18 protein-coding genes and 1 tRNA gene are annotated in these 22,605 nt (G+C 71.6%); 8 read left to right on the top strand and 11 right to left on the bottom strand.

Annotation, left to right across the window (positions count from 1 at the left end; all coding sequences use genetic code 11):
• Positions 1 to 7 precede the first annotated feature (7 nt).
• Positions 8 to 1,525 carry a BTAD domain-containing putative transcriptional regulator gene (locus AB0A63_RS06210; RefSeq protein WP_360385896.1) on the bottom strand — a complete coding sequence of 506 codons (1,518 nt, stop codon included), beginning with the start codon at positions 1,523 to 1,525 and terminating at the stop codon, positions 8 to 10.
• Positions 1,526 to 1,586: 61 nt separating this feature from the next.
• Positions 1,587 to 2,027 carry an Lrp/AsnC family transcriptional regulator gene (locus AB0A63_RS06205; protein ID WP_360385894.1) on the bottom strand — a complete coding sequence of 147 codons (441 nt, stop codon included), beginning with the start codon at positions 2,025 to 2,027 and terminating at the stop codon, positions 1,587 to 1,589.
• Between the two features lie 81 nt (positions 2,028 to 2,108).
• Here AB0A63_RS06205 and AB0A63_RS06200 point away from each other — a divergent pair, with 81 nt between their 5' ends.
• Both AB0A63_RS06200 and AB0A63_RS06195 read left to right on the top strand, forming a co-directional pair.
• Entirely contained in the window at positions 2,109 to 3,263 is a 1,155-nt protein-coding gene (locus AB0A63_RS06200) for a MalY/PatB family protein (protein WP_360385892.1), read from the top strand.
• Positions 3,264 to 3,370: 107 nt separating this feature from the next.
• Positions 3,371 to 3,754, top strand: a complete 384-nt coding sequence (locus AB0A63_RS06195; protein ID WP_360385890.1) for a tetratricopeptide repeat protein — start codon at positions 3,371 to 3,373, stop codon at positions 3,752 to 3,754.
• Positions 3,755 to 3,761: 7 nt separating this feature from the next.
• Here AB0A63_RS06195 and efeB read toward each other — a convergent pair whose 3' ends face one another.
• Genes efeB through efeU form a run of 3 tightly spaced genes read right to left on the bottom strand, consistent with a single transcriptional unit; the run spans position 3,762 to position 6,950 of the window.
• Entirely contained in the window at positions 3,762 to 5,000 is a 1,239-nt protein-coding gene (efeB, locus tag AB0A63_RS06190) for an iron uptake transporter deferrochelatase/peroxidase subunit (protein WP_360385888.1), read from the bottom strand.
• Positions 4,997 to 6,112, bottom strand: a complete 1,116-nt coding sequence (gene efeO, locus AB0A63_RS06185) for an iron uptake system protein EfeO (protein ID WP_360385886.1) — start codon at positions 6,110 to 6,112, stop codon at positions 4,997 to 4,999. Before efeO ends, efeB begins: the two co-directional genes overlap by 4 nt.
• Before the next feature lie 19 nt (positions 6,113 to 6,131).
• On the bottom strand, positions 6,132 to 6,950 hold the full coding sequence (gene efeU, locus AB0A63_RS06180; RefSeq protein ID WP_360385884.1) for an iron uptake transporter permease EfeU: 819 nt from the start codon (positions 6,948 to 6,950) through the stop codon (positions 6,132 to 6,134).
• A gap of 130 nt (positions 6,951 to 7,080) precedes the next feature.
• On the opposite strand from efeU, the gene AB0A63_RS06175 reads away from it, so the two are divergent.
• Positions 7,081 to 7,887, top strand: a complete 807-nt coding sequence (locus tag AB0A63_RS06175) for a murein transglycosylase (RefSeq protein ID WP_360385881.1) — start codon at positions 7,081 to 7,083, stop codon at positions 7,885 to 7,887.
• On the opposite strand, the gene AB0A63_RS06170 is transcribed toward AB0A63_RS06175, so the two are convergent.
• The 5 genes from AB0A63_RS06170 to mfd all read right to left on the bottom strand — a co-directional run bounded on the left by AB0A63_RS06170 (position 7,888) and on the right by mfd (position 17,194).
• Complete coding sequence (locus AB0A63_RS06170; protein WP_360385879.1) at positions 7,888 to 8,520, bottom strand: hypothetical protein; 633 nt, start codon at positions 8,518 to 8,520, stop codon at positions 7,888 to 7,890.
• Positions 8,521 to 8,561: 41 nt separating this feature from the next.
• Positions 8,562 to 11,699, bottom strand: coding sequence for a PDZ domain-containing protein (locus AB0A63_RS06165; RefSeq protein WP_360385877.1), 3,138 nt, complete (start codon positions 11,697 to 11,699; stop codon positions 8,562 to 8,564).
• A 68-nt stretch (positions 11,700 to 11,767) separates the two neighbouring features.
• The gene (locus AB0A63_RS06160; protein WP_360386671.1) at positions 11,768 to 12,685 is read right to left on the bottom strand and encodes a MazG family protein; all 918 of its coding nucleotides are present in this window, start codon (positions 12,683 to 12,685) and stop codon (positions 11,768 to 11,770) included.
• Positions 12,685 to 13,626, bottom strand: a complete 942-nt coding sequence (locus AB0A63_RS06155; RefSeq protein WP_360385875.1) for a hypothetical protein — start codon at positions 13,624 to 13,626, stop codon at positions 12,685 to 12,687. The genes AB0A63_RS06160 and AB0A63_RS06155 overlap by 1 nt, the downstream gene beginning before the upstream one ends.
• 13 nt (positions 13,627 to 13,639) lie before the next feature.
• A complete protein-coding gene (gene mfd, locus AB0A63_RS06150; protein ID WP_360385873.1) occupies positions 13,640 to 17,194 on the bottom strand; it encodes a transcription-repair coupling factor in 3,555 nt (1,184 codons plus the stop codon).
• 95 nt (positions 17,195 to 17,289) lie between these two features.
• On the opposite strand from mfd, the gene AB0A63_RS06145 reads away from it, so the two are divergent.
• Positions 17,290 to 17,622 carry a DUF4291 family protein gene (locus tag AB0A63_RS06145; protein WP_360386668.1) on the top strand — a complete coding sequence of 111 codons (333 nt, stop codon included), beginning with the start codon at positions 17,290 to 17,292 and terminating at the stop codon, positions 17,620 to 17,622.
• A 7-nt stretch (positions 17,623 to 17,629) separates the two neighbouring features.
• Positions 17,630 to 18,739, top strand: coding sequence for a PQQ-dependent sugar dehydrogenase (locus AB0A63_RS06140; RefSeq protein WP_360385871.1), 1,110 nt, complete (start codon positions 17,630 to 17,632; stop codon positions 18,737 to 18,739).
• Between the two features lie 123 nt (positions 18,740 to 18,862).
• On the opposite strand, the gene AB0A63_RS06135 is transcribed toward AB0A63_RS06140, so the two are convergent.
• The gene (locus AB0A63_RS06135) at positions 18,863 to 19,462 is read right to left on the bottom strand and encodes a TetR/AcrR family transcriptional regulator (protein ID WP_360386666.1); all 600 of its coding nucleotides are present in this window, start codon (positions 19,460 to 19,462) and stop codon (positions 18,863 to 18,865) included.
• Positions 19,463 to 19,535: 73 nt separating this feature from the next.
• Here AB0A63_RS06135 and AB0A63_RS06130 point away from each other — a divergent pair, with 73 nt between their 5' ends.
• The 3 genes from AB0A63_RS06130 to AB0A63_RS06120 all read left to right on the top strand — a co-directional run bounded on the left by AB0A63_RS06130 (position 19,536) and on the right by AB0A63_RS06120 (position 22,559).
• Positions 19,536 to 20,675, top strand: a complete 1,140-nt coding sequence (locus AB0A63_RS06130) for an alpha/beta fold hydrolase (RefSeq protein ID WP_360385869.1) — start codon at positions 19,536 to 19,538, stop codon at positions 20,673 to 20,675.
• 100 nt (positions 20,676 to 20,775) lie between these two features.
• A tRNA-Gln gene (locus AB0A63_RS06125) sits at positions 20,776 to 20,846 on the top strand.
• Positions 20,817 to 22,559, top strand: a complete 1,743-nt coding sequence (locus AB0A63_RS06120) for a GGDEF domain-containing protein (protein WP_360385867.1) — start codon at positions 20,817 to 20,819, stop codon at positions 22,557 to 22,559. Before AB0A63_RS06125 ends, AB0A63_RS06120 begins: the two co-directional genes overlap by 30 nt.
• The last annotated feature ends 46 nt before the right edge of the window (positions 22,560 to 22,605 follow it).

The raw sequence follows: 22,605 nt of genomic DNA, 5'->3' as shown, positions 1-22,605 counted from the left end.
GGATGAATCAGCTGGTCAGGACGGGTGTGCGGAGTCCGAAGTACAGCTGCACGAACCGCGGCAGCCGGTAGCAGCCGAGCACCACCGGTTCGATCAGGTGCACGTCGGCGAGCGACTCCAGCAGCATCTCGATGCACGCCACGTCACCGCCGTAGAGCTCGGCCGCCTCGCACACGGTGACCACGTCCCGGTCCTGGCGGGCCAGCAGGCGCAGCAGGTGGCGTTCCTCGTCGGTGAGCTGCAGCGCGGCCTTGTCCAGCGGCGCCAGCACGGCCCGGCAGTCGGACGGGACGGCGGTGCCGAGCCTGCTCTCCCGCTCCATTTGCAGCTGCAGCATCTCGACGGTCCACCGCGGTCGGGAGGACAGCTTGCCGCCGAGCACCCTGATCGGGTTCGGCAGGTGCGAGACGCGGGCCAGCACCTCGGCCGCGCGCTCCGGTTCGGCGTCGATCCGCCGCGGGTCGAGGACCTTGCGGAAGAACTCGTGCGCCTCGGTCTCGGTGAGGCCAGCGGTCCTGACCCACGTGACGGCGGGCAGCTCGTTCAGCCTGCGCACGCTCGTCAGGACGAGCGCGGAACCCGGGGTGTGCAGGTCGCGCACGGACGCCGCGTCGGTGACGTCGTCGACGACGACCAGGAACCGCTTGCCGCGCGCCTTCTCCCGCCACAGCGCGGCCCGGTCGCCTGCCGGGTTCTCGACGCCGACCGCGCGCAGCAGCTCGGTCGCGACGTCCTTGCCGCGCACGACGATCTGCCCGTCGGGGAACCGGTGCCTCACCAGGTGGCCGATCCGCACGGCCAGCGCGGTCTTGCCGCTGCCGTGCATGCCGGTGATGCCGACCGTGCCGGGCAGGACCCGCAGCGCCTGCGCGATCTCCTGGGCCCGCCCGGTGAAGTCGGGCAGGTCGGGGGGCAGCTGCTCGGGCTTGCGCGGCAGGTGCAGGTCGCCGGTGAGGATCTGGGCGTGGACCTTGCGCAGCTCGGGACCGGGTTCGAGCCCCAGCTCGTCGTTCAGCAGTGCGCGCGCCTGGTGGTAGTGGTCCAGCGCCTCGGCTTGCCGGCCGTCGCGGTAGAGGGCGTGCATCAGCAGCGCACGCGGGCGTTCCCGCAACGGGTTCGCGGCCACGTGCTTCTGCAGCTCCAGCACGTCGAGCTCGCGTTCGAGCCAGTCCTCGCGGGCCTTGAGCCGCTCCTGCGCGAGCCTGACCCGCTGCGCCTCGAAGTACGTGCCGGTCAGGCCTTCCAGCGGTTCCCCGCGGCAGTCGTCGACGAGCTCGGCGCGCACGGTGTAGCCGCCGTCCTTCGACCTCAGGTCCAGTTCCGGCAGGGCCTTGCGGATCTTGTACGTGTACGTGCGCAACGCCGTCAGCGCGCTCGGCGTCGGGTCGTCCCAGACCATCCCGATCAGCTGGTCGTTGCTCAACCGGATGCCGTTGTTCAGCAGCAGCGCCGCCAGCACGGCCCGCTGCTGCCGCGGGCCGAGGTCGACCTCCTCGTCCCCTCGCCAGGCTCGTACTGGACCCATCAGTGAGAAGCGCAGGCTCATGCAACGGCACAACGCCCCCGCGCATTCCCCGCTTCCCGGCTCACGGCAACGGGCGCGGTTCGACCACCTGCTTCATCACAATGGTCGACGTCAGCCCGCGCACACCGGGCAAACGGGCCAGCGTGCCCTCGTACAACCGCTGGTAGTCGGCGAGGTCGGCGGTGACCACCCGCAGCAGGTAGTCGGGGCTGCCGAACAACCGCTGCGCCTCCACGACGTTCGGCACCCCGGCGAGCGCGTCGTCGAAGTCGTCCAGCGACTCCAGCCGCACCTTCGCGAACACCAGCGCCTCGAAGCCGAAGCCGATCGCCGCCGCGTCCACCACGGCGCGGTAGCCGCGGATCACGCCCCGGTGCTCCAGCTCGCGCAGCCGGCGCTGGCAGCGGGAGACGCTGAGCTGCACGCGGTGGGCGAGGTCGGTGACGGTCATGCGGCCGTCGCGCTGCAGCTCGGCAAGGATCTTGCGGTCCACGGCGTCCATTCGCACATCCTGGCCTGTCCTCAGCGCTCATGCAGCAAAGAAAGCAAACACCTCCTGCGCGATCTCTCCTAGCTTTGCGGCATGAACCCGTTGCGCGAGCTCACCCTCGACCAGTTGCGGCAGCGGACCAGCATGAAGTGGCGGCACTACCCGCCCGACGTGCTGCCGGTGTGGGTGGCCGAGATGGACGTCCTGCTGGCCGAGCCGGTCGCGCGGGCGGTCACCGACGCGGTGGCGCTGGGCGACACCGGCTACCCCGAGGGCAGCGCCTACGCCGAGGCGCTGGCCGGGTTCGCGCGCGAGCGCTGGGACTGGGAGCCAGCCGTCGACCGCACCGCGATCGTCCCCGACGTGATGATGGGCGTCGTCGAGATGCTCCGGCTCGTGTCGGCACCGGACGCGCCGGTCGTGGTCAACTGCCCGGTCTACCCGCCCTTCTACCAGTTCGTCACGTCGATGGGGCGGCGCGTGGTCGAGGCGCCGCTGGACCCGGCGGGGCGGATCGACCTCGCCGTGCTGGAGGAGGCCTTCGACCGGGCCGGACGGGGTGCGGCGTACCTGCTGTGCAGCCCGCACAACCCGACCGGGACCGTCCACACCGCCGACGAGCTGGCCGCCGTCGCGGACCTGGCCGGACGGCACGGCGTGCGGGTGGTCGTGGACGAGATCCACGCGCCGCTCGTGGCTCCCGGTGTGCGGTTCGTGCCGTACCTGAGCGTGTCGGGCAACGCGCTGTCGCTGATGTCGGCGTCGAAGGCGTGGAACCTGGCCGGGCTCAAGGCGGCGCTGGCCATCGCGGGCCCGGAAGCGGCCGGTGACCTCGCGCGGCTGCCGGAGGAGGTCGGCCACGGGCCCAGCCACGTCGGCGTCCTCGCGCACACCGCGGCGTACCGGGACGGCGGCGACTGGCTGGACGCGGTGCTGGCGGGCCTCACCGAGAACCGCCGGGTGCTGGCCGCGCTGCTGGCCGAGGAGCTGCCGGGGGTGCGCTACGAACCGGCGCCCGGCACGTACCTGGCGTGGCTCGACTGCCGCGGGCTGGGGCTCGGCGACCGGCCGGCCGGGGAGTTCCTGCGCCACGGGCGGGTGGCGGTGAACTGCGGCGTCCCGTTCGGCACCGGCGGGGCGGGGTTCGTGCGGCTGAACCTCGCGACCTCGCCGGAGATCCTCACGACGGCGGTGCGCAGGATGGCAGCGAGCCTGCCGGCCGGTGCCGGCACGTCCGAATCGGACTGAGGTGTCCCGCTCGCGCAGCGGGTTCGACGCCCCGCGACCACCCCTTTCGAGTTCTGTCGCCCGGACGGCAGTCGAAGAACCCGCCCGCGGTGGGTACCGTTGATCGAATGACGGACGGCACCTTCGAAGCTTTCCGCAGGGCGGAGGCGTTGCTGGGCCAGCAGCGGCCGTTGGACGCGCTGCGCGAACTGCGGCAGGTGCTGGACGAGGCCCCGGACGCGCCGTCCGTGCAGCTGCTCGCCGGCCGCGCCTACCTCGGGACCGCGCAGCTGCGGCGGGCGGAGGAGGCGTTCCGCAAGGTCCTCGACCTCGACCCGAGCGACCACTACGCCCGGTTCGCGCTCGGCAAGACGCTGCAACGGCAGCAGCGGCTCACCGAGGCGCTGGCGCAGCTGCGGATGGCGGTCGCGATGAACCCGTCGCCGGAGTACCAGGAGGCGCTCGGCGAGGTGAAGGCCAGGCTGGCGCTGGGCGGCGGCCGGCCGGGCTGAGCACCGCCTACCGGAACAGCGCCTCACCCCAGTAGCCGCCCGGCTGCACGCCGCGGGGCACGGCGAAGTGCCCGGAACCGGTGTGCTCCAGGTACTCCATCATCTTGTCCTTTGTGGACAGCGCCTGCTGCATCGGCACGAACGCCGTACGGGAGTCCCGGTTGAACGCCACGAAGAACAGGCCGGCGTCGAGGTGCCCGAGCCCGTCGGAGCCGTCGGTGAAGTTGTAGCCGCGGCGCAGGATCCTGGCGCCGTTCAACGACTCCGGCGACGCGAGCCGGACGTGGGCGAGCTCGCCGATCCGCGGCACCCCGCCCGCGCCCTTGACGTGCAGGTCCGGCTCGTCGAACTCCCGGGCCTGCCCGAGCGGGGCGCCCTCGCCCTTGGAGCGGCCGACGATCTGCTCCTGCTCGTTCAGCGAGGTGCGGTCCCAGATCTCGACGTGCATGCGGATCCGGCGGGTCACCAGGTAGGTGCCGCCGCGGATCCACTCGGGGCCCTCCGCGACCCACACGTGGTCGCGCAGCAGGTCGGTGTCCTCTGCCTTGATGTTGCGGGTGCCGTCCTTGAACCCGAACATGTTGCGCGGTGTGGCCTGCGCCCGCGTGGTCGAGGACGTGCGGCCGAACCCGAGCTGCGACCAGCGCACCGCGACCCGGCCGAAGCCGATCCTGACCAGGTTGCGGATGGCGTGCACGGCGACCTGCGGGTCGTTCGCGCAGGCCTGGAGGCAGATGTCGCCGTTGCTGCGGGCCGGGTCGAGGTCGTCCTTCGGGAACCGCGGGAGGTCGATCAACGCCTCCGGCCGCTGACCGGCCAGCCCGAACCGGTCGTCGAAGAGCGACGGGCCGAAGCCGATCGTCAGCGTCAGCGCGGAGGCCGGGAGACCGAGCGCCTCGCCGGTGTCCTTGGGCGGGGCGTCGGCGTTGCCGCCGACGGCACCGTTCTCGGCGGCCTCCTGGCCCGCGGTCATCCGTTCCGCGGCCCGCGTCCACTGCTTGAGCAGGTCGACGAGCTCGGCCCGGTTCTTCGTCTTCACGTCGAGCGCGACGAAGTGCATGTGGTCCTGCGCGGGCGTGGTGATGCCCGCCTGGACGTCGCCGTGGAACGGCACCTGCGCCGCCGCGGCGTTCTCGGCCTCCGGCGCCGCCCTGACGGCGAACGCGCCGGCCGCCGCACCGGTCCCCGCGAGCGCCACCCCGGCGCCCGCGTACCCGAACAACCTGCGCCGTGACACCCCGCTCACTTGGCCGACACCACCTCGGCGACCCTGCTGACCGGCTCGCCCAGCGCGTCGACGGCCTCGGCCAGCGCCTTGACCTCGTCCTGGGAGAGCTCGGTGTACAGCGCGAACCCGTCGCCCCTGCGGTGCTTCTCCAGCGCCTCGTCGAGGGCCTTGAACTTCTCGTCCAGCGTGGACACGAGGGCCGCGTCCCGCTGCTGCACCACCGGTCGCAGCGCCGCGACGGCGGCCTGCGAACCGTCCACGTTGGACCGGAAGTCCCACAGGTCGGTGTGCGAGTAGCGGTCCTCCTCGCCGGTGATCTTGCCGGTGGCGACCTCGTCGAGCAGCTCCTTGGCGCCGTTGGCGAGCTGCACGGGCGTGAGCTCGACGGCCTTGGCCCTGCCCACGATCTCCTTGACGTCGGCCAGCAACTGGTCGGCGATCCTGTCGGAGTCGGCCTGCAACCCGGACGCCCACAGGTCCTTCTCCAGGCGGTGGTAGCCGGTGAAGGCCATGCCCTCCTCGATCACGTCCTCGCGGCCGTCGATCTTCGGGTCGAGGTCGCCGAAGCTCTCCGCGACCGGTTCGATGCGCTCCCAGTAGATCCGCGACACCGGGTACAGGGCCTTGGCCTCGTCGACCTTCTTGGCCTTGACGGCGCCCACGAACTCCTCGGTCTTCACGAGCAGCTGGTCGGCCTGCGAGGAGACGTAGCGCTGGTAGCTCTTCGTCGCCTCGGCCAGCAGCGCGTCGCCGTCGGTCGACTTCTTGGCGTCACCGGTGACGGTGAAGTCGCCGCGGATGCCGTCGCCCTTCATGCCGGGCTTGCAGGCGGTCTGGAACTTGCCGGCCTCGGTGACCTCGACGATCAGCTTGCGGGTGAGGCCGGGGCCGATGTTCTCGACCTCGCCGAGGATGCGGTCGCCCTCCGCGTACAGGTAGAACTCGGTGACCTTGGTGCCCTTGTTCGTCACCTCGAACGCGACGTTGCCGGTCCCCGCCTCGGTCTTCGCGACCTTGCACGCGCTGTCGCTCGCCTCGACCGCGATGGCGCCGCTCGCGGCGTTCTCCGGGGTGCTGCCGCAGGCGGCCAGCACCACGAGTGAGCCCAGGACGACTGCTGCCTTCCGCACGGCAACTCCAGTGATCTGTTCAGGCGGCCGCGCGAGCGCGCGGCCGGACGAGGAAGAGGGACAGGACGACCGCCACGTAGGAGACCCACGCGACGGCCTGCAGCACCGACGTCCGCTGCGAGTAGTTGAAGAAGCCCTTGAGCAGCGCGCCGTACCAGGAGTCCTCCGGCAGCACGTCGCTGATGTCGAACGCGAGCGTGTCGAGCCCCGGCAGGATCGCCGCCTCCTGCAGGTCGTGGATGCCGTAGCTGAGCACCCCGGCCGCGACGAAGACGAGCAGCACGCCCGTGACGGTGAAGAACCGGCCGAGGTCGAACCGGATGGCCCCCGCGTAGAGCCCGGCGGCGATGGCGACCGCCACCGCGATCCCGCCGAGGAACCCGATCAGCGGCTGCGTCGTTCCCCCACCTGCGGCCTGCACGCTGGAATAGAAGAAGACGGCGGTTTCGAGCCCTTCCCGGGCAACCGACAAAAAGGACACGACAACGACCGCGAGCGGTCCGACGTTGAGCGCTTCGTCCATTTTGCCGCGCAGCTCGGCCGCGATCGTCTTGGCGGCGCGCCGCATCCAGAAGATCATTCCCGTGACGAACGCGACCGCGATGACCGACATCGTCCCGCCGAACGCTTCCTGCTGCTCAAAGGTCATGCTCGCACCGGCGAAGGTGATGACCGCCCCCGCCGTCACGGAAAGCACCAGCGCGGTCACCACGCCGACCCAGACCCACTTCAGCGCGTACCTTCTGTCCGTTTTAACCAGAAATGCGATCAGGATGCTCACCACGAGTGCGGCCTCAAGCCCCTCCCGCAGCCCGATCAGGCCATTTGCGAACAGCATCCGACGCCTCCGTGAATTAGATCGGCCTGAATTTAGGTAAGGCTCACCTGTATGTCCAGCCGCCGACAGTGCCGTTTGCATCACGGTTCACGCAGCCACCCGCTTGCCGGGAGCACGTAGCCTGGGTCTCGTGGTCCCGCCGTCCGCACCCCGAAGCCGCTCGCGCAACGCCGCCATCTTCGGCCGCATCGTCCTGGTGCTGCTGCTGATCGTGGTCGTGGCAGCAGGAGCGTGGGGCCTGGGCGCCCTGAACCGCCGCTCCGCAGCCCCCCTCGGTCCGCCGCCGTTCCTCGTCCCCCTCCAGGAGGTCGAGCCCGGCGCCGCCGCCCCCGGCAACGCCGTCGCCCCGAACCCCGCCACCGGCGACAGCCCGCTGACCGAGTGGGCCACCCGCGTGGCGTCGAAGACCGACATCCCGGCCCGCGCCCTGCACGCCTACGCCAACGCGGACCTGACGATGCAACGCGACGCCCCCGCGTGCCGCATCTCCTGGGCCACCCTCGCGGGCATCGGCCGCATCGAGTCCCACCACGGCAACATCAACGGGGCCCGCCTCCAGGACAACGGCCTGCCCTCCCGCCCGATCATCGGCATCCCCCTGGACGGCTCCCCCGGCGTCAAGGCCATCCACGACACCGACGGCGGCCGCCTGGACACCGACACCACCTGGGACCGCGCGGTGGGCCCGATGCAGTTCATCCCCGGCACCTGGAACCGCTGGGCCAAACGCGCCACCCCCGACGGCCTCCCCGCCGACCCGCAGAACATCGACGACGCCGCCCTCACCGCGGCCCGCTACCTGTGCGGCGGCGGTGCCCGCGACCTCGGCACCGGTGCCGGCTGGTGGGCCGCCGTGCTCGCCTACAACAACTCCGTGGAGTACGGGCAGAACGTGTTCAGCGGGGCTGACGCGTACGCACGGGCCAGCATGCCGTAGTCAGGCCTGGTTGCGGCGGCTCGCTGAGGCGGACGGCCGGCCGGGGTCTGCGGCAGAACCGGGGCGTGCCCTTCCCGGAGCCGACGACGGCACCGTCGCCTCCGAAGGAACCACCGACGCAGAAGAAGGCGGCGGCGGCGGAACCACGCTGGACGTCACCACCGGCCGAGAGCTGTCCGAAGTAGACGGCGAAACCGAAGAGTCCTCGTCCCCGGGCACATCGGGCTCCTCGTTCCGCCCCACCGCCGACGGCTTGGACGAGGACACCGGCACCCGCACGGTCTCGGTCACCGTCGTGCCCACCACCCGCGTCCGCGTCGCCGGCGGCGCCCCCTTCAGCTCACGCGCCTGCCCTTGCACCACAACGGTTTCGGTGATCGTGGAGGTGGTGAGCGCGTCGAACGGCTCGGTCCACCACTGCGAGGTGGGCCTGGTGGCCGGCGGGGCCGCCAGAGGGGCTTCCTCCGGCGACCCCGTCAGGGCGATCAGTGCGAACATGCCGGTGAGCGCCAGGAACGGGACGACGACCACGGCCCCGAAGCACCCACGGCCACTGCGCGGCTCTTCACGGTGACTCATCTGCGACACACCCCCGCACGAAGACAACTGTTCCGTCTTGTTGATCGTCCACAAGGAACAGTGCGTCACAGTTCTTCAGCCACACGATGGTGTACTCACGCGAGAGGCGGCAACTCCGGAGCGTGAGCTGCCGGTGAAGACGAAAGCCTTTCCAGAGCGAGGGAGACGGCGCGTTCGAGTTGGGGGTCGCGGCCGGAAACGCGGTCCGCGGGGGTCATGACCACCTCGATGTCCGGGTCGACGCCGTAGTTCTCGACGTCCCAGCCGTGGCCGTTGAAGTACGACGCGTACCTCGGCTGGGTGACCATCGTGCCGTCGACCAGGGAGTAGCGCATGTCGATGCCGATCACGCCGCCCCACGTGCGGACGCCGATGACCGGGCCGATGCCCAGCTCCTTGATGGCCACGTTCACGATGTCGCCGTCGGAGCCCGCGAACTCGTCGGCCACCGCCACGACCGGGCCGCGCGGGGCGTCCTGGGGGTAGCTCTCGGACGCGGTGTAGCCGCGGGCGACGGACCAGCCGATGACCTTGCGGCCGAGCTTCTCGATCACGAGCTGGGAGGTGTGGCCGCCGCCGTTCTCGCGGACGTCCAGCACCAGGGCCTCGCGGGTCAGCTCCACGCGCAGGTCGCGGTGCAGCTGGGCCCAGCCCGCGCCCATCATGTCCGGAACGTGCAGGTAGCCGACGCGACCGCCGGACTTCTCGTGCACGAACGCGCGTCGGCCGGCCACCCAGTCGTGGTAGCGCAACGGCTCCTCATCGGCCAACGGCACGACCACGACCCGACGCAGTTCGCCACCACCGCCGGGGCGCACGGTCAGTTCGACGGGCTTGCCCGCCGTGCCCACCAGCAACGGCGCGGGGCCGCCCAGTCCGACCGGACGACCGTCCACGGCCACGATGGCGTCGCCCACGCGCACGGCCACCCCTGGCGCCGTCAGCGGTGAACGGGCGTGCGGGTCGGAGGTCTCGCCGGGGATCACCCGGCGCACGAGCCAGGAGCCGTCGACGCGTTCCAGGTCGGCGCCCAGCAGGCCCTGGCGGCGGGACGTCGGCACGTGGTGCGCCGAGCCCCAGACGTAGGCGTGGGACGTGCCGAGCTCGCCCTGCACCTCCCACAGCAGGTCGACGAGGTCGTCGTGGCTGCCGAGCTTCTCGACCAGCGGGCGGTAGCGGTCGAGCTCGCCCTGCCAGTCGACGCCGCCCATGTCGGTGCGCCAGAAGTTGTCGCGCATGAGACGGCCGTTCTCGGCGTACATCTGCGCCCATTCGAGCGCCGGGTCGACGACCACGCGCACCCGCGCCAGGTCGATCTCGACGTAGTCGGCCGAGTCCTCGTCGGCCTTGCTGTCGGTCGGCACGACGCGCAGGTCACCGCGGTCCTCGACGACCATCCGGCGGCCGTCACCGGACACCGCGAACGCGTCCGCGCTGTCGGCCAGGCACTCGGTCTTCTGCTTCGCGAAGTCGAACCGCTCCAGCACCGTGCGCGGCGGGCGGGCGTCCGGGGTGGCCAGGTTGTCGCCGAGCACCCCGAGCAACGGACGGCGCAGCCACAGCAGGCCGCCGCGGGCCGCGCGCAGGCCCGAGTACTCCGCACCGGGCACGGGCACCGGCACCACGCGGCCGGCCAGGCCGTCGATGTCGACCTTCGACACCGGGGGCTTGTCGTCGTCGTCCGAGGAGTCCTTGTCGTCGTCCTCGTCGTCCACGGGACGGCCGCCGCGCGTCGGGGCGAACGGTGACGGCGTCGTCGCGGCCAGCGGCACCAGGTACGGGCGGCAGCCGGTCGGGAACGACAGGTCGAAGACGTGCGCGTCGTAGACCGGGTCGAACGTCCGGACCGACAGGAACGCCAGGTGCTTGCCGTCCTCGGTGAAGGCCGGCGAGAAGTCGGCGAACCGCAGCGGCGTCACGTCCACGACCGACAGGTCCGTCACGTTCGCCATCTTGATGTGCCGCAACGGCGTGGGGCCGGGGTGCGACCACGCGAGCCACGCCGAGTCGGGCGAGAACGCCAGGTTGCTCACGTTCGCGTTGGCGCCGGAGACGACCTCCCGCACCTCGCCGGAGGCGATGTCCACCAGCAGCAACCGGCCGTCGTGCGTCCCGACCGCCACGCGCGACCCGTCCGGCGCGGCGACCAGCGACAGCACCCGGCCGAGCTGACCGGACGCGACGCGGCGGGCGGTGTTGCCGGGCTCGACACCGCCGACGGGCGCGATCTCCAGCGCCTCCTCGCCCTCGACGTCGGTCACCCACACCACGTGGCCCGTCTCGCCGAGGACCTTCGGCAGCCGCGCGCGCACGTCGGAGCGTTCGGCCAACGCGCGCACGGGGCCGTCGCGGTGCGTCACCCAGTGCACGGAACCGCGCACCTCGACGGCGGACGCGCGGCCGGTGTGGTCGACGCTGAACGAGTCGACGTTGCCGGAGGCCTTGACGTGGTGCTGCTGCAGGCCGGTGCGCGGCCCGCCCAGCCGGATGTCGAGCTTGCGCAGCTCCGACAGGCCCTCCAGCAGCCACAGCTCACCGGCGGAGTGGAAGATCACCCGTGAACCGTCGGTGGAGGCGTTGCGGGCGTAGAACTCCAGCTCGGTGTGACGCCGCAGGTCCGTGCCGTCCGGCGCCACCGAGTACACGCTGCCGACGCCGTCGTGGTCGGACAGGAACGCGATCCGCCCGTCCACCCACATCGGGTTCGTCAGCGGCGACTTCAGGTCCGCCAGGATGCGGGCGAACTCGCCGTCGCCCGCCTCGTCCACCCACAGCTTCCCGGCGGTGCCGCCGCGGTACCGCTTCCAGTAGGAGGGGTCCTGCATGTAGCTGGACGAGGTGACGACCTGCCCGTCCGGGCCGAACGAGACGTCGTTGACCCACCCGAACGGCAGCAGCTCTGGCGGTTCGCCGTCGAGCGGCACGGCCCAGGCCTGCTTGCGGTGCCGGGACATCTGCCCGGTCGTCGAGACGGCGACCACCCGGCCGTCCGGCGTCCAGCCCGACACCGCCGTGCGGGCGACGCCGAAATGCGTCAACCGGCGTGCGGGGCCACCGTCCACAGGGGCCACCCGCACCTCGGGGGCCCCGTCGATCCAGCTGGCCCAGGCCAGCTGGGTGCCGTCGGGCGAGAACCGCGGCGAGCGGACGGGTACCTGGTCGGCGGACGCGCGCCAAGCCCTTCCTCCGCCGACGGGGGCGAGCCACACGTCGTCCTCGGCCACGAACGTCACCAAGTCACCGCGAAGGTGCGGATACCGCAGGTAAGTCACGTGATCGACGTTAGCCCACCGTCACCGGTTCAGGAGGGCCAAAAGCGACGCCAGTCCTCCGCTGTCACAGATTCCAGACCTTCGGCCCGTGCTTTCGCTTCGGCATCCCGCACCCTGGCGGCGAACTGCCTGCACACCTGGCGCAGCTCCGTCTCCGGGTCCTCACCGGCGAGCCTGGCCAGTGCGGTCACGGCGAACAACGTCGTGCCCGTGTCGTCGCCCTCGGGCAGCAGGTCGACCGGGAGACCGGCGCGTCCGGTGCGCTGCACCAGCTTCGCGGCGAGCGCGACCGCCGGCTGACCGAGCGCCACACCGTCCACACTGGACTCGCGGCGCTTCTCGGCCTGCTTGAGCTCCTCCCAGCGGTGCTCCTGCGAGGTCGCGTCGTGCACGGCCGGGTCGTGGCCCTCGAACACGTGCGGGTGCCGGCCGACCAGCTTCGCGACCAGCTCGGCGGCCACCGCGTCGATGTCGAACGGGTCCTCCGCGTGCTCCGCCGCGACGCGCGCGTGGAACAGCACCTGCAGCAGCACGTCGCCGAGCTCTTCGCGCATCGCCGCCCTGTCGCCGTCCTCGATGGCTTCGAGCAGCTCGAACGTCTCCTCGACCAGGTACTGGCGCAGCGAGTCGTGGTCCTGCTCGGCGTCCCACGGGCACCCGCCGGGCGACCGCAGCCGGTGCATCACCGCGGCCGCGTCGAGCAGCCCGGCGCCCAGCGGCTCCGGCGTGGTGATCACGGTGCAGCCGGGGTAGGCGGAGGCAGAGGTCGTCAGCACCACGGCACCGTCTTCCGGCACCTCGGGAGCGGCCCCGTCGACGCCGTACGCCGACCAGGACTCCACCGGCACGCCCTCGCCCGCGTACACGGCGGTGGCCGTGCGCAACGCGGGCAGGGCGGCAGCGGGGAGCACGGCGCCGAGCCGCTCGCCGAGGACGACGACGGTGATCAAGACTTCTTCTGGTTCGCGCTCACGCCGACGAAACCGGCCTGCTCGCCGGCCTTGCCGACGACGGTGGCACCGGTCGGGTCCCACACGCCGTAGCGGGGGTTGACCTCGATGTCGAGGTCTGCCGCGTGGAACTGGGCGATCCGCAGGCCGAACGCCGCGAGCAGCCGCGGGTCCATCCGGTCGGCCAGCTCGTCCTCGCCCGGCGTCGCCGGGACCGTGGTGCGCTCCTTGACCAGCGCGACCATCCAGCTGGCCTGCTGCTCGTCGGCGGGGAACGCGACGACCGTGCCGGGCTTCACGCCCCACAGCATGGTGTGCACGAGCGAGGCGTTCTCGGAGACGCGGACCTTCTGGTTCGTGGCCGAGGCCTGCTGACCGCTGGAGGTGCGCGGCGCCTCCTGCACGAACCTGGCGAACTTCGCCGGGTCCGCCGCGGCCTCCCTGGCCTTGTCCTTGGCTTCCTTCGGGTCCTTGACCTGGAAGAAGTCGATCGTGATCTGGAGGGTGGAGAGGTTGCGGCGGGCCAGCTCACCCATGATCATCGCGTCGCGCTGGCGGCGGTGGATCGTGGTGGCGTCCTGCTCGCTCTGCTTGGCCGCCTCCTCCGGACCGCCGCGCTCCTGGATCGCGTCGTACACCTTGGTCTCGTCGACCGAGATGTTCTCGCGCTGCCCGGCGTACTCGGCGATCTTGTGGGTGATCTCGTCGGCCAGCACGAGCCGCGAGACCTGGTCCAGCTTGCCCTGGTCCTGCATCTGCTGGGCGGCGGGTTCCTTCTTGAGCACCGTGATGGTGCGATCCTGGACGGTCTTCAGATCGATCGCCTGACCTCCGACGATCGCGGCCGAACCGGCCTTCGCGGGCCCGGCGGCGCATCCGGTGGCCAGCAGGGCCACAGCAACACCGACCAGCGAGAAACGCTTCAGAACAGTGCTCACGGGGATCAGCCTCTCACGCCGTGGTGACTCCGGTCACGGGAGTCCCCGCCAGAGAGCCGAGGAACGCGCCACACCAGTCGAGCAGCTCCTGGTCCCGCAGCTGCGGTGCGCCCATCCGGCCGCCCGCCGCTCCCTCCGTCGGCCTAGGCACGGTGACCGTGCCCACCGCCTGCTTGTAGACGGCCTTGGGGAACAGCCGGCGCAGCCGGACGAGCTGCGAGTCGAGCAGCTCCAGCTTCGCGAACCGGATGTTCTGGCCCATCGCGATCACCTCGGTGACCCCGTGGCGGCGGCAGGTGTGCCGCAGCCTGGCCACGCCGAGCAGGCGCTCGACCGGCTCCGGCGGCGTGCCGTAGCGGTCCTTGAGCTCGTCCCAGACGGACTGGAGCGCGGCCTCGTCGGCGGCGGCCGCGATCTTGCGGTAGGCCTCCAGCCGCAGCCGTTCGCCGGGCACGTAGTCGTGCGGGATGTGCGCGTCGACCGGGAGGTCCACCCGCACCTCGGCGAGCTCCTCCTCCTCGGCACCGCCGTCGGCGCCCGCGTGCTTGCGGAACGCCTCGACCGCCTCGCCGACCAGGCGCACGTACAGGTCGAAGCCGACGCCCGCGATGTGACCGGACTGCTCGGCGCCGAGGATGTTGCCGGCGCCGCGGATCTCCAGGTCCTTCATGGCGACCGCCATGCCGGCTCCCAGCTCGGTGTTCTGCGCGATCGTCGCGAGCCGGTCGTGCGCGGTCTCGGTCAGCGGCGTCTCGGGCGGGTAGAGGAAGTACGCGTACCCGCGTTCGCGGCCGCGGCCGACGCGACCGCGCAGCTGGTGCAGCTGGGCGAGGCCGAGCAGGTCGCCGCGCTCGACGATCAGCGTGTTGGCGTTGGAGATGTCGAGACCGGTCTCGACGATCGTGGTGCAGACGAGGACGTCGAACTCGCGTTCCCAGAAGCCCTGGATGATCTTTTCGAGCTTGTCCTCGTTCATCTGGCCGTGCGCGGTGACGACCCGCGCCTCCGGGACCAGCTCGCGGATGCGGCGCGCGGCCTTCTCGATCGACGAGACCCGGTTGTGCACGAAGAAGACCTGGCCGTCGCGCAGCAGCTCGCGGCGGATCGCGGCACCGACCTGCTTGTCGTCGTACGCGCCGACGTAGGTGAGGATCGGGTGCCGCTCCTCCGGCGGGGTGAGGATCGTCGACATCTCGCGGATGCCGGCGAGCGACATCTCCAGGGTGCGCGGGATGGGCGTCGCGGACATGGTCAGCACGTCGACGTGCGTGCGCAGCGCCTTGATGTGCTCCTTGTGCTCCACGCCGAACCGCTGCTCCTCGTCGACGATCACGAGGCCGAGGTCCTTGTACCGCACGGTCTTCTGCAGCAGCCGGTGCGTGCCGATGACGATGTCGACCGCGCCGTCCGCGAGGCCCGCGACGGTCTGCTCGGACTCCTGCGGGTCGGTGAAGCGGGACAGGCCCTTGATGTTCACCGGGAACTGGCGCATGCGCTCGGAGAACGTGTTGAGGTGCTGCTGGGCCAGCAGCGTCGTCGGCACCAGCACCGCGACCTGCTTGCCGTCCTGCACGGCCTTGAACGCCGCGCGCACCGCGATCTCCGTCTTGCCGTAGCCGACGTCACCGCAGATGACGCGGTCCATCGGCACGCCGCGCTCCATGTCGGCCTTGACCTCGTCGATCGCGGCCATCTGGTCCTGCGTCTCGGTGAACGCGAACGCGTCCTCCAGCTCGCGCTGCCACGGCGTGTCGCTCGCGAACGCGTGGCCGGGCGCCGACTGCCGGGCCGCGTAGAGCTGCACCAGCTCGGCCGCGATCTGCTTGACCGCCTTGCGCGCCTTGGACTTCGTGTTCTTCCAGTCGCTGCCGCCGAGCTTGTTGAGCGTGGGCAGCTCACCGCCGACGTACCGGCTGACCTCGTCGAGCTGGTCGGTCGGCACGAACAGCCGGTCGCCGGGCTGACCGCGCTTGGACGACGCGTACTCCAGCACCAGGTACTCGCGGGTCGCTCCGGCGACGGTGCGCTGGACCATCTCCACGTACTTGCCGATGCCGTGCTGCTCGTGCACGACGAAGTCGCCGGCCTTGAGCGCCAGCGGGTCGACCGCGTTGCGCCGCTTGGACGGCATCTTGCGCATGTCCTTCGTGGACGTGCCGCCGCGGCCACCGGTCAGGTCGGTCTCGGTCAGCACGACCAGCGCGAGGTCCGGCAGCACGAAGCCGTCCTCGAGCGCACCGCGCACGACCGTGACCAGGCCTGCCTTCGGCGCCTCGTCGAGGGACTCGACGCAGACGGCCGGGACCTCGGCCTCCTTGAGCCGTTCCTCGGCCCGGTGCGCGGTGCCGGCGCCGGGCACGACGAGCACGGCCGCGCCGCCGGTCGCCGTGTGCGCCTTGAGGTCCGCGAACGCGCGCTCGACGTCGCCGGAGTAGGCCTCGACCGGCTTGACGTCGAGGTGCACCACGTCGGTGGCGTCGGTGGTGAGCCGGCTGAGCGTCCACCACGGACGGTCGCCGGCCCGCGCGCTCTCGGAGACCTCACCGATCCCCTGGTACGCGCTGCGCCCGAGGTCGATCGGCGCCTTGCCGCCGCCGGCGGCCGCCATCCACGACGCCTCCAGGAACTCCTGGCCGGTGCGCACCAGGTCGGCGGCGCGGGCGCGGATCTTCTCCGGGTCGTTGAGCAGCACGTGCGTGCCCCTGGGCACCACGTCCGTGAGCATCTGCAGCTCGCCGGGGCACAGCGCGGGGATCAACGCCTCCATGCCCTCGACCGCGATGCCGCCGGAGATCTTCTCCAGCATCTCCGCCAGGTGCGCGTCCGACCGGTGCTCCTGCGCCAGCTCGGCCGCGCGGTGCCGCACGTCGTCGGTCAGCAGCAGCTCGCGGCACGGCGGCGCGACGAACTCCTGCACCTCCTCGGGCAGCGACCGCTGGTCCTGCACGGAGAACGGCCGGATCTCGCTGACCTCGTCGCCCCAGAACTCGACGCGGTAGGGGTGCTCGGCGGTGGGCGGGAAGATGTCGAGGATGCCGCCGCGGGTGGCGTACTCGCCGCGCTTCTCGACCATGTCGACGCGGGTGTAGGCGTTCTCGGCCAGCCGCGTGACGAGCTCGGCGAAGTCCTGCTCCTCGCCGACCACCAGGTGCACCGGCCTGAGGTCGCCCAGGCCGGGCGCCATCGGCTGGATGAGGCTGCGGACCGTCGTGACCAGCACCTTGATCGGGTTGCCCTCGGGGTGCCTGAGCCTGCGCAGCACCTGCAGCCGCGCGCCGACGGTGTCCGCGCGCGGGCTGAGCCGCTCGTGCGGCAACGTCTCCCAGCTCGGGAAGAACGCGACCCGGTCGTGGCCGATGAGGTCGCGGACGACGTTGGTGAGCTCCTCGGCCTCGCGGCCGGTCGCGGTGACGGCCAGGACGGGCCGGACGGTGGACAGCGCGGCGGCCACGAGCGGGCGAGCGGCCAACGGGCCGTCGAGCGCCAGCTCGGGCACACCGGCGGAGTCGATCAACGTGCGGAGGGCCTTGTCGGGCAGGACACCGTCGAGCAGGCCGAGCAGCGGCATGATTTCCAAACCCCGTCGAGTGGGAGACGCCAGACAGACCCCTGCCTGGGGCGAGGGGTCTCGGCTGCCCACCATAGCCCGTTCCGCGACCACTCATCGGGTGGCTCCGGCGGGGGTCGAGCGGTCACGCTGGGTGCGCGGGGAAGAGATGGATCAGGGCTGGCTTCGACGACCAGACCATCGTGGTCCACCAGGCCTGCTCGCCCGCGATCGACGGTCCGGCCGTTGCGGCGCAACGGTTCGTGCCGCCGTTCAAGCTGGAGCGGGTACCGGCCGTGTGGATCACCGAGTGGACGGTCAGCATCACGGACGTGACCGGCCTTGCGCGCGAGGTGCACGCGGCGGTCCGCGCGAACGACGACGACACGGCACGCGCTCTGTTGCCGATCGAGCGGCCTTACGGCGCCGCAACGGCACAAAACGCATAGTTGGGACATGCGCGCACTCGTTGCTGCTGTCTCGGTCCTGGCCCTCGCCGCCTGCTCCTCCCCCGAACCGGGCGGCACCGCGCCGTCGAAGGCCCCCGCGCCGCAGGGCCTCCGGGTGGAGGAGGTCGCGGGCGGGTTCCAGCACGCCTGGGACCTCGGCTTCCTGCCGGACGGCTCTGTGCTCGTCACCGAACGCCCCGGCACGCTCAAGCTCGTCAAGAACGGCCAGGTCACGCCGGTCGACATCGACCTGACCGACCTGCAGGCGCGCGGCGAGGGCGGCCTGATGGGCCTCGTCGTCCACCCGGACGGGCAGCGCTTCACCACCTGCTACAACACGACCGGGGACGTCCGGCTGGTGACGTACCGGCTCGACGGCACCAAGGCGACGAAGGCGAAGGACCTGCTCACCGGCATGCCGTCGAACTCCAGCGGGCGGCACTCCGGGTGCCGGCCGACGCTCGGGCCGGACGGTGCGATGTGGGTGGCCACCGGTGACGTCGCGCAGGGGCGCAACCCGCAGGACCGGACCAGCCTGGGCGGCAAGGTGCTGCGGATCGACCCCGAGACCGGCGAGGGCGCCAAGGGCAACCCGTTCGAGTCGTCGGCCGACGCCAACGAGCGGCGGGTCCACAGCTTCGGGCACCGCAACGTGCAGGGCGTCGCGTTCCGGCCGGGCACCGACCAGGTGTTCTCCAGCGAGCACGGGCCGTCGGTCGACGACGAGGTCAACCTGCTGAAGGCGGGCGGCAACTACGGGTGGGACCCGTCCAGAGGCGGCACGCAGGGCGGGTACGACGAGTCCGTGCCGATGACCGACCTGCAGCGGTTCCCGGACGCGGTGCCCGCGGTGTGGTCGTCCGGGTCGCCGACGGAGGCGATCTGCCAGGCGGCGTTCTGGGGCGGCAAGCTCGCGATCACCGCGTTGAAGGGCTCGAAGCTGCTGCTGTTCACCCTCGACGAGGCCGGGAAGGTGCGGGACGTCAGCATCCCCGAGGAGCTGAACGACCGGTACGGCCGGCTGCGCGCCGCCCGCACCTCACCCGACGGGGCGCTCTACGTCACGACGTCGAACGGGTCGGGCGACAAGCTGCTCAAGCTCACCGGGGCCGCCTAGGGCCCGCAGCACCGCGGGCCCTCTCCACCACGTGGCCACCGCCGTGCCGCTCGACCCCTCGACGTACGGCGCGGTGCGTCCACCCGGGACATCGCTGCGCGGGGCCCGTTCCGTTTCGCCCTCTCAGGAACGGGACCGCAGCCGGGGCTCGTGCTCCAGCGCCGACAGGCCGTTCCAGGCGAGGTTGACCAGGTGCGCCGCCACCTCGTCCTTCTTCGGCCTGCGCGCCTCCAGCCACCACTGCCCGGTCAGCGCGACCATCCCGACCAGCGACTGCGCGTACAGCCCCGCGAGCCCGCGGTCGTAGCCCCGTTCCGCGAAGTGCAGGGCGAGGATGTGCTCGACCTGCGAGGCGATGTCGTTCAGCAGCGACGAGAACGTGCCGGAGGTGGAGGCGACGGGCGAGTCGCGCACCAGGATGCGGAACCCGTCGGTCGAGCCCTCGATGTAGTCGAGCAACGCGCAGGCGGCCTGTTCGAGCAGCTCACGCGGGTGGCTGCCGACCACCAGCGCGGTGCTGATCTGGTCCATCAGGCGGCGCATCTCGCGGTCGACGATGACGGCGTAGATGCCTTCCTTGCCGCCGAAGTGCTCGTAGACGACCGGTTTCGAGACGCCGGCGCGGTGCGCGATCTCCTCGACCGAGGTGGCCTCGAAGCCCTTCTCGGCGAACAGGGAGCGGGAGACGTCCAGGAGCTGCTCGCGGCGTTCCCCGCCCGTCATCCTGACCCGTGCCACCGAGCCAGCGTACGTGGCCGGGCTCACGGTCCGGCCCGCGGCGGTGGATGATCTGGCCATGGCCAGACGCAAGATCATCCGGATCACCGCAGCCACGCTGCTGTCCCTTCTCGTGCTGGTCACGGCGGCGCTGGGCGGCATCGGCTGGTACTACAGCGATGAGCTGCTGGTACCGGCCGAGGTGCCGCAGCGGTACCCGGAGACCTCGCTCGGCGGGGACGGCGACACCGTCGTGCTGGCCGAGTCGAGGCTGTCCACCCTGGCCGGCACGTTCGGCCTCGTCTGGCCGGGCGGCAGCGCCAAGGTCGGCGACGTGGCCGCGACGCGGAACGGCCGCATCGAACGCCCGCTGCTGGAGGGCACCGCGCCGCCGGAGGGCACGCGGGTGCGCATCGAGACCGACGTCTACGAGGGCGACCCCAGGACCACGCTGGGCCTGACCTACAGCGAGGTCCGGGTGCCCGGTGAGCTCGGCGAGATGCCCGCGTGGCTGGTGCCGGCCGAGAACAGCGACACGTGGGTCGTCACCGTGCACGGCCGCGGCGCGTCGCGGGAGGAGGCGCTGCGGGTGGTTCCGCAGTTGCACAGTGCCGGGCTGCCCGTCCTGCTGATCACCTACCGCAACGACGCGGGCGCCCCCGCCTCCCCCGACGGCTTCTACCACCTGGGCGACACCGAGTGGCGCGACGTCGAGGCGGCCATCCGGTACGCGCAGGGCAGGGGCGCGCGGGAGGTCGTGCTCTACGGCTGGTCGATGGGCGGCGCGATCGTCGGGCAGACCCTGGCCCGCTCCGGCACGGCCGCCGCGGTCAGCGGGGTCGTGCTCGACTCCCCCGTCACCAGCTGGTCGAAGACGCTGGACCTGCAGGCGCGCAACCGGGGCGTGCCCACGTGGCTCACACCGGTCGCCGAGCTGGTCTCCGGCTGGCGCGCCGACCTCGACTTCGACCGCTTCGACCTGGTCCGCAACCCGCCGGCGGTCAAGCCCCCGACGCTGGTCTTCCACGGCACCGCGGACGGCACCGTGCCCGCGCAGTCGTCACGCGACCTCGCCGCCGCGGCGGGCGGTCTCGGGTGGCCGCTGCGGTACGTGGAGATCCCCGGTGCCGACCACACTTCGGGATGGAATGTGGCGCCGGACACGTACCGCAGGGAGCTCGGCGACTTCCTGACCAGCACGATCGGCGTGCGGCGGTGATCTCGCGGCGGATCACCGCCACGGCCGGTCGAGTGGTGGTTGGACAAGCGGAGCGGGTCTCGTGACAACATGTGCGCAGGACGGGCTCCGGCTCGTCCGTTCCGCCATGGTGTAAAGGCAGCACCTCGGATTTTGGTTCCGATGGTCCAGGTTCGAATCCTGGTGGCGGAGCTGGACACTGGTTCGCGTGGGTCTTCAGGAGGTGCGGAGCTGCCCGAGGAGACGGTCGACGAGCAGGGCAACGTGGGCCGCCGCCACCACGAGATGTCCGACGCGTGGCTGGTGGGCCGCGCGAGCGAGCTCGTCGCCGTGGCCCAGAGCAGCCACCTCGCCGCGCAGCTCGACGCGGCCAACGAGATCGACCACATCCTGGCCGAGGCGCAGGGCCGCGGTGAGCCCCGCATCGTCGCGCAGCTGCTGCGCGCCGCCGCCGTGGTCCGGCTGGTCACGCCCGGCCTGGTCGACATGTCGGACCCGCAGCTCGACGAGATGCTCGCGCACTGCCGCCGGCACGGCCTGATCGTGCTGGAGGCGGACGCGCGGGCGTTGCGCGGCCGCCGGTTCCTGCTGGGCAACGCCGAGGACAAGGCGCTCACCGAGATCGCGGCGGCGCTCGCGATGATGCTCGACGAGGAGCCGGAGCCCGACCCGGTCTTCGACAAGCGCACGTGGGACCAGCTGCTGGCCACGACGTTGCAGGACATCGCGCTGGTGCTGACCCAGCTGGGCGTCTACGAGATGGCCGACGACGTGCTGGCCCGCGCGCACAACGCGCTGTGGGAGAGCGGCCAGCCGCACCAGATCTACGTGCACCTGGTGAACCGCACGCGGTTGCGGATCGGCTGGGGCCTGCGCCTCGAACGGGTGAACTTCCGGCAGGAGGCCGACGAGCAGTTCCGGGTCGCCGCCGGGCTCGCCGAGGCCGCGGAGGTGCCGTTCCGGCAGTCGCTGCACCCCGGCCGGCGCGACCTCGACGCCGCCGAGCAGGTGCCGATCCTCGGTGCCGCGCAGGCGCTGACCCGCCCGAGCGAGGACCACCTCGACCGGCTGTGGTCGCTGCGCGGGCTGTCGATGTACGCGCGGGAGCTGATCATCGTCGCGATAGCGCTGGCCCGGTGCCTGGTCGAGGCCAACCGGCTGGACGACGCGCTGAAGGTGCTCGGCGACACCCGCACGCAGATGGAGCACGACACGTCGGAACCGTCGCTGTTGCTGTCGCTCGAACGCGAGTACGCGCACCTCTGCGGTCCACACACGACGTCCGCTTTGGAGGCCTACAACGCGGCGCTGGAGCTGGAGCTCTGGCAGATGCGCGAGTCGCGGGTCGCCACGCTGACGACGCGACGTGAACACGAACGGCTGACGCGCACCCACGGTGCGATCGCGCAGCAGGCGTTGCAGGACCCGTTGACCGGGCTGCCGAACCGGCGCGCGCTCGACGACAAGATGCGCGAGCTCATCTCGGGCGAGGTCTACCCGTTCTCGGTCGCGCTGGTGGACCTCGACGGGTTCAAGGGCGTGAACGACCGGCATTCCCACGCCGAGGGTGATGATGTTCTTCGGGTGATTGCCAGCACACTCCGCCAGGCCCTGCGCGGCGACGACATGGTGGCCCGCTACGGCGGCGACGAGTTCGTGGTGCTGCTGCCGGGAGCACCCCTGCACGCCGCGGAGGCCGCGCTCGGACGGGCGGTGGATGCGGTGGCAGGCCTGCCAATCGACCTCTCCCGCGGGGTGACGCTGTCGGTCGGCGTCATCTCGCTGCGCCCGCGTGAATCCGCCAACCAGGCCCTGTCGAGGGCCGACTCGGCGATGTACGTGGCGAAGCGCCAGGGCGGCTGCCGGGTCGCGGCCGTGGCGGGGGAGCCCTCCGCGGAGGCTTAGGCTGGTCCGCGGACTTCGAACCACCCAGCCTGTTAGGGAGAGCATT

This window comes from Lentzea sp. NPDC042327 (assembly GCF_040647275.1).
Taxonomy (GTDB): domain Bacteria; phylum Actinomycetota; class Actinomycetes; order Mycobacteriales; family Pseudonocardiaceae; genus Lentzea.
Note: the sequence above shows the minus strand (reverse complement) of the source record. Positions and strands in the feature narration are given on the sequence as shown.

Coding starts and splice junctions, on each gene's coding strand:
- AB0A63_RS06210 (WP_360385896.1), bottom strand. CDS start 1,525: ATGGGTCCAGTACGAGCCTGGCGAGGGGACGAGGAGGTCGACCTCGGC.
- AB0A63_RS06130 (WP_360385869.1), top strand. CDS start 19,536: ATGGCCAGACGCAAGATCATCCGGATCACCGCAGCCACGCTGCTGTCC.
- efeU (WP_360385884.1), bottom strand. CDS start 6,950: ATGCTGTTCGCAAATGGCCTGATCGGGCTGCGGGAGGGGCTTGAGGCC.
- AB0A63_RS06120 (WP_360385867.1), top strand. CDS start 20,817: ATGGTCCAGGTTCGAATCCTGGTGGCGGAGCTGGACACTGGTTCGCGT.
- AB0A63_RS06140 (WP_360385871.1), top strand. CDS start 17,630: ATGCGCGCACTCGTTGCTGCTGTCTCGGTCCTGGCCCTCGCCGCCTGC.
- AB0A63_RS06205 (WP_360385894.1), bottom strand. CDS start 2,027: ATGGACGCCGTGGACCGCAAGATCCTTGCCGAGCTGCAGCGCGACGGC.
- mfd (WP_360385873.1), bottom strand. CDS start 17,194: ATGCCGCTGCTCGGCCTGCTCGACGGTGTCCTGCCCGACAAGGCCCTC.
- AB0A63_RS06200 (WP_360385892.1), top strand. CDS start 2,109: ATGAACCCGTTGCGCGAGCTCACCCTCGACCAGTTGCGGCAGCGGACC.
- AB0A63_RS06135 (WP_360386666.1), bottom strand. CDS start 19,462: ATGACGGGCGGGGAACGCCGCGAGCAGCTCCTGGACGTCTCCCGCTCC.
- AB0A63_RS06195 (WP_360385890.1), top strand. CDS start 3,371: ATGACGGACGGCACCTTCGAAGCTTTCCGCAGGGCGGAGGCGTTGCTG.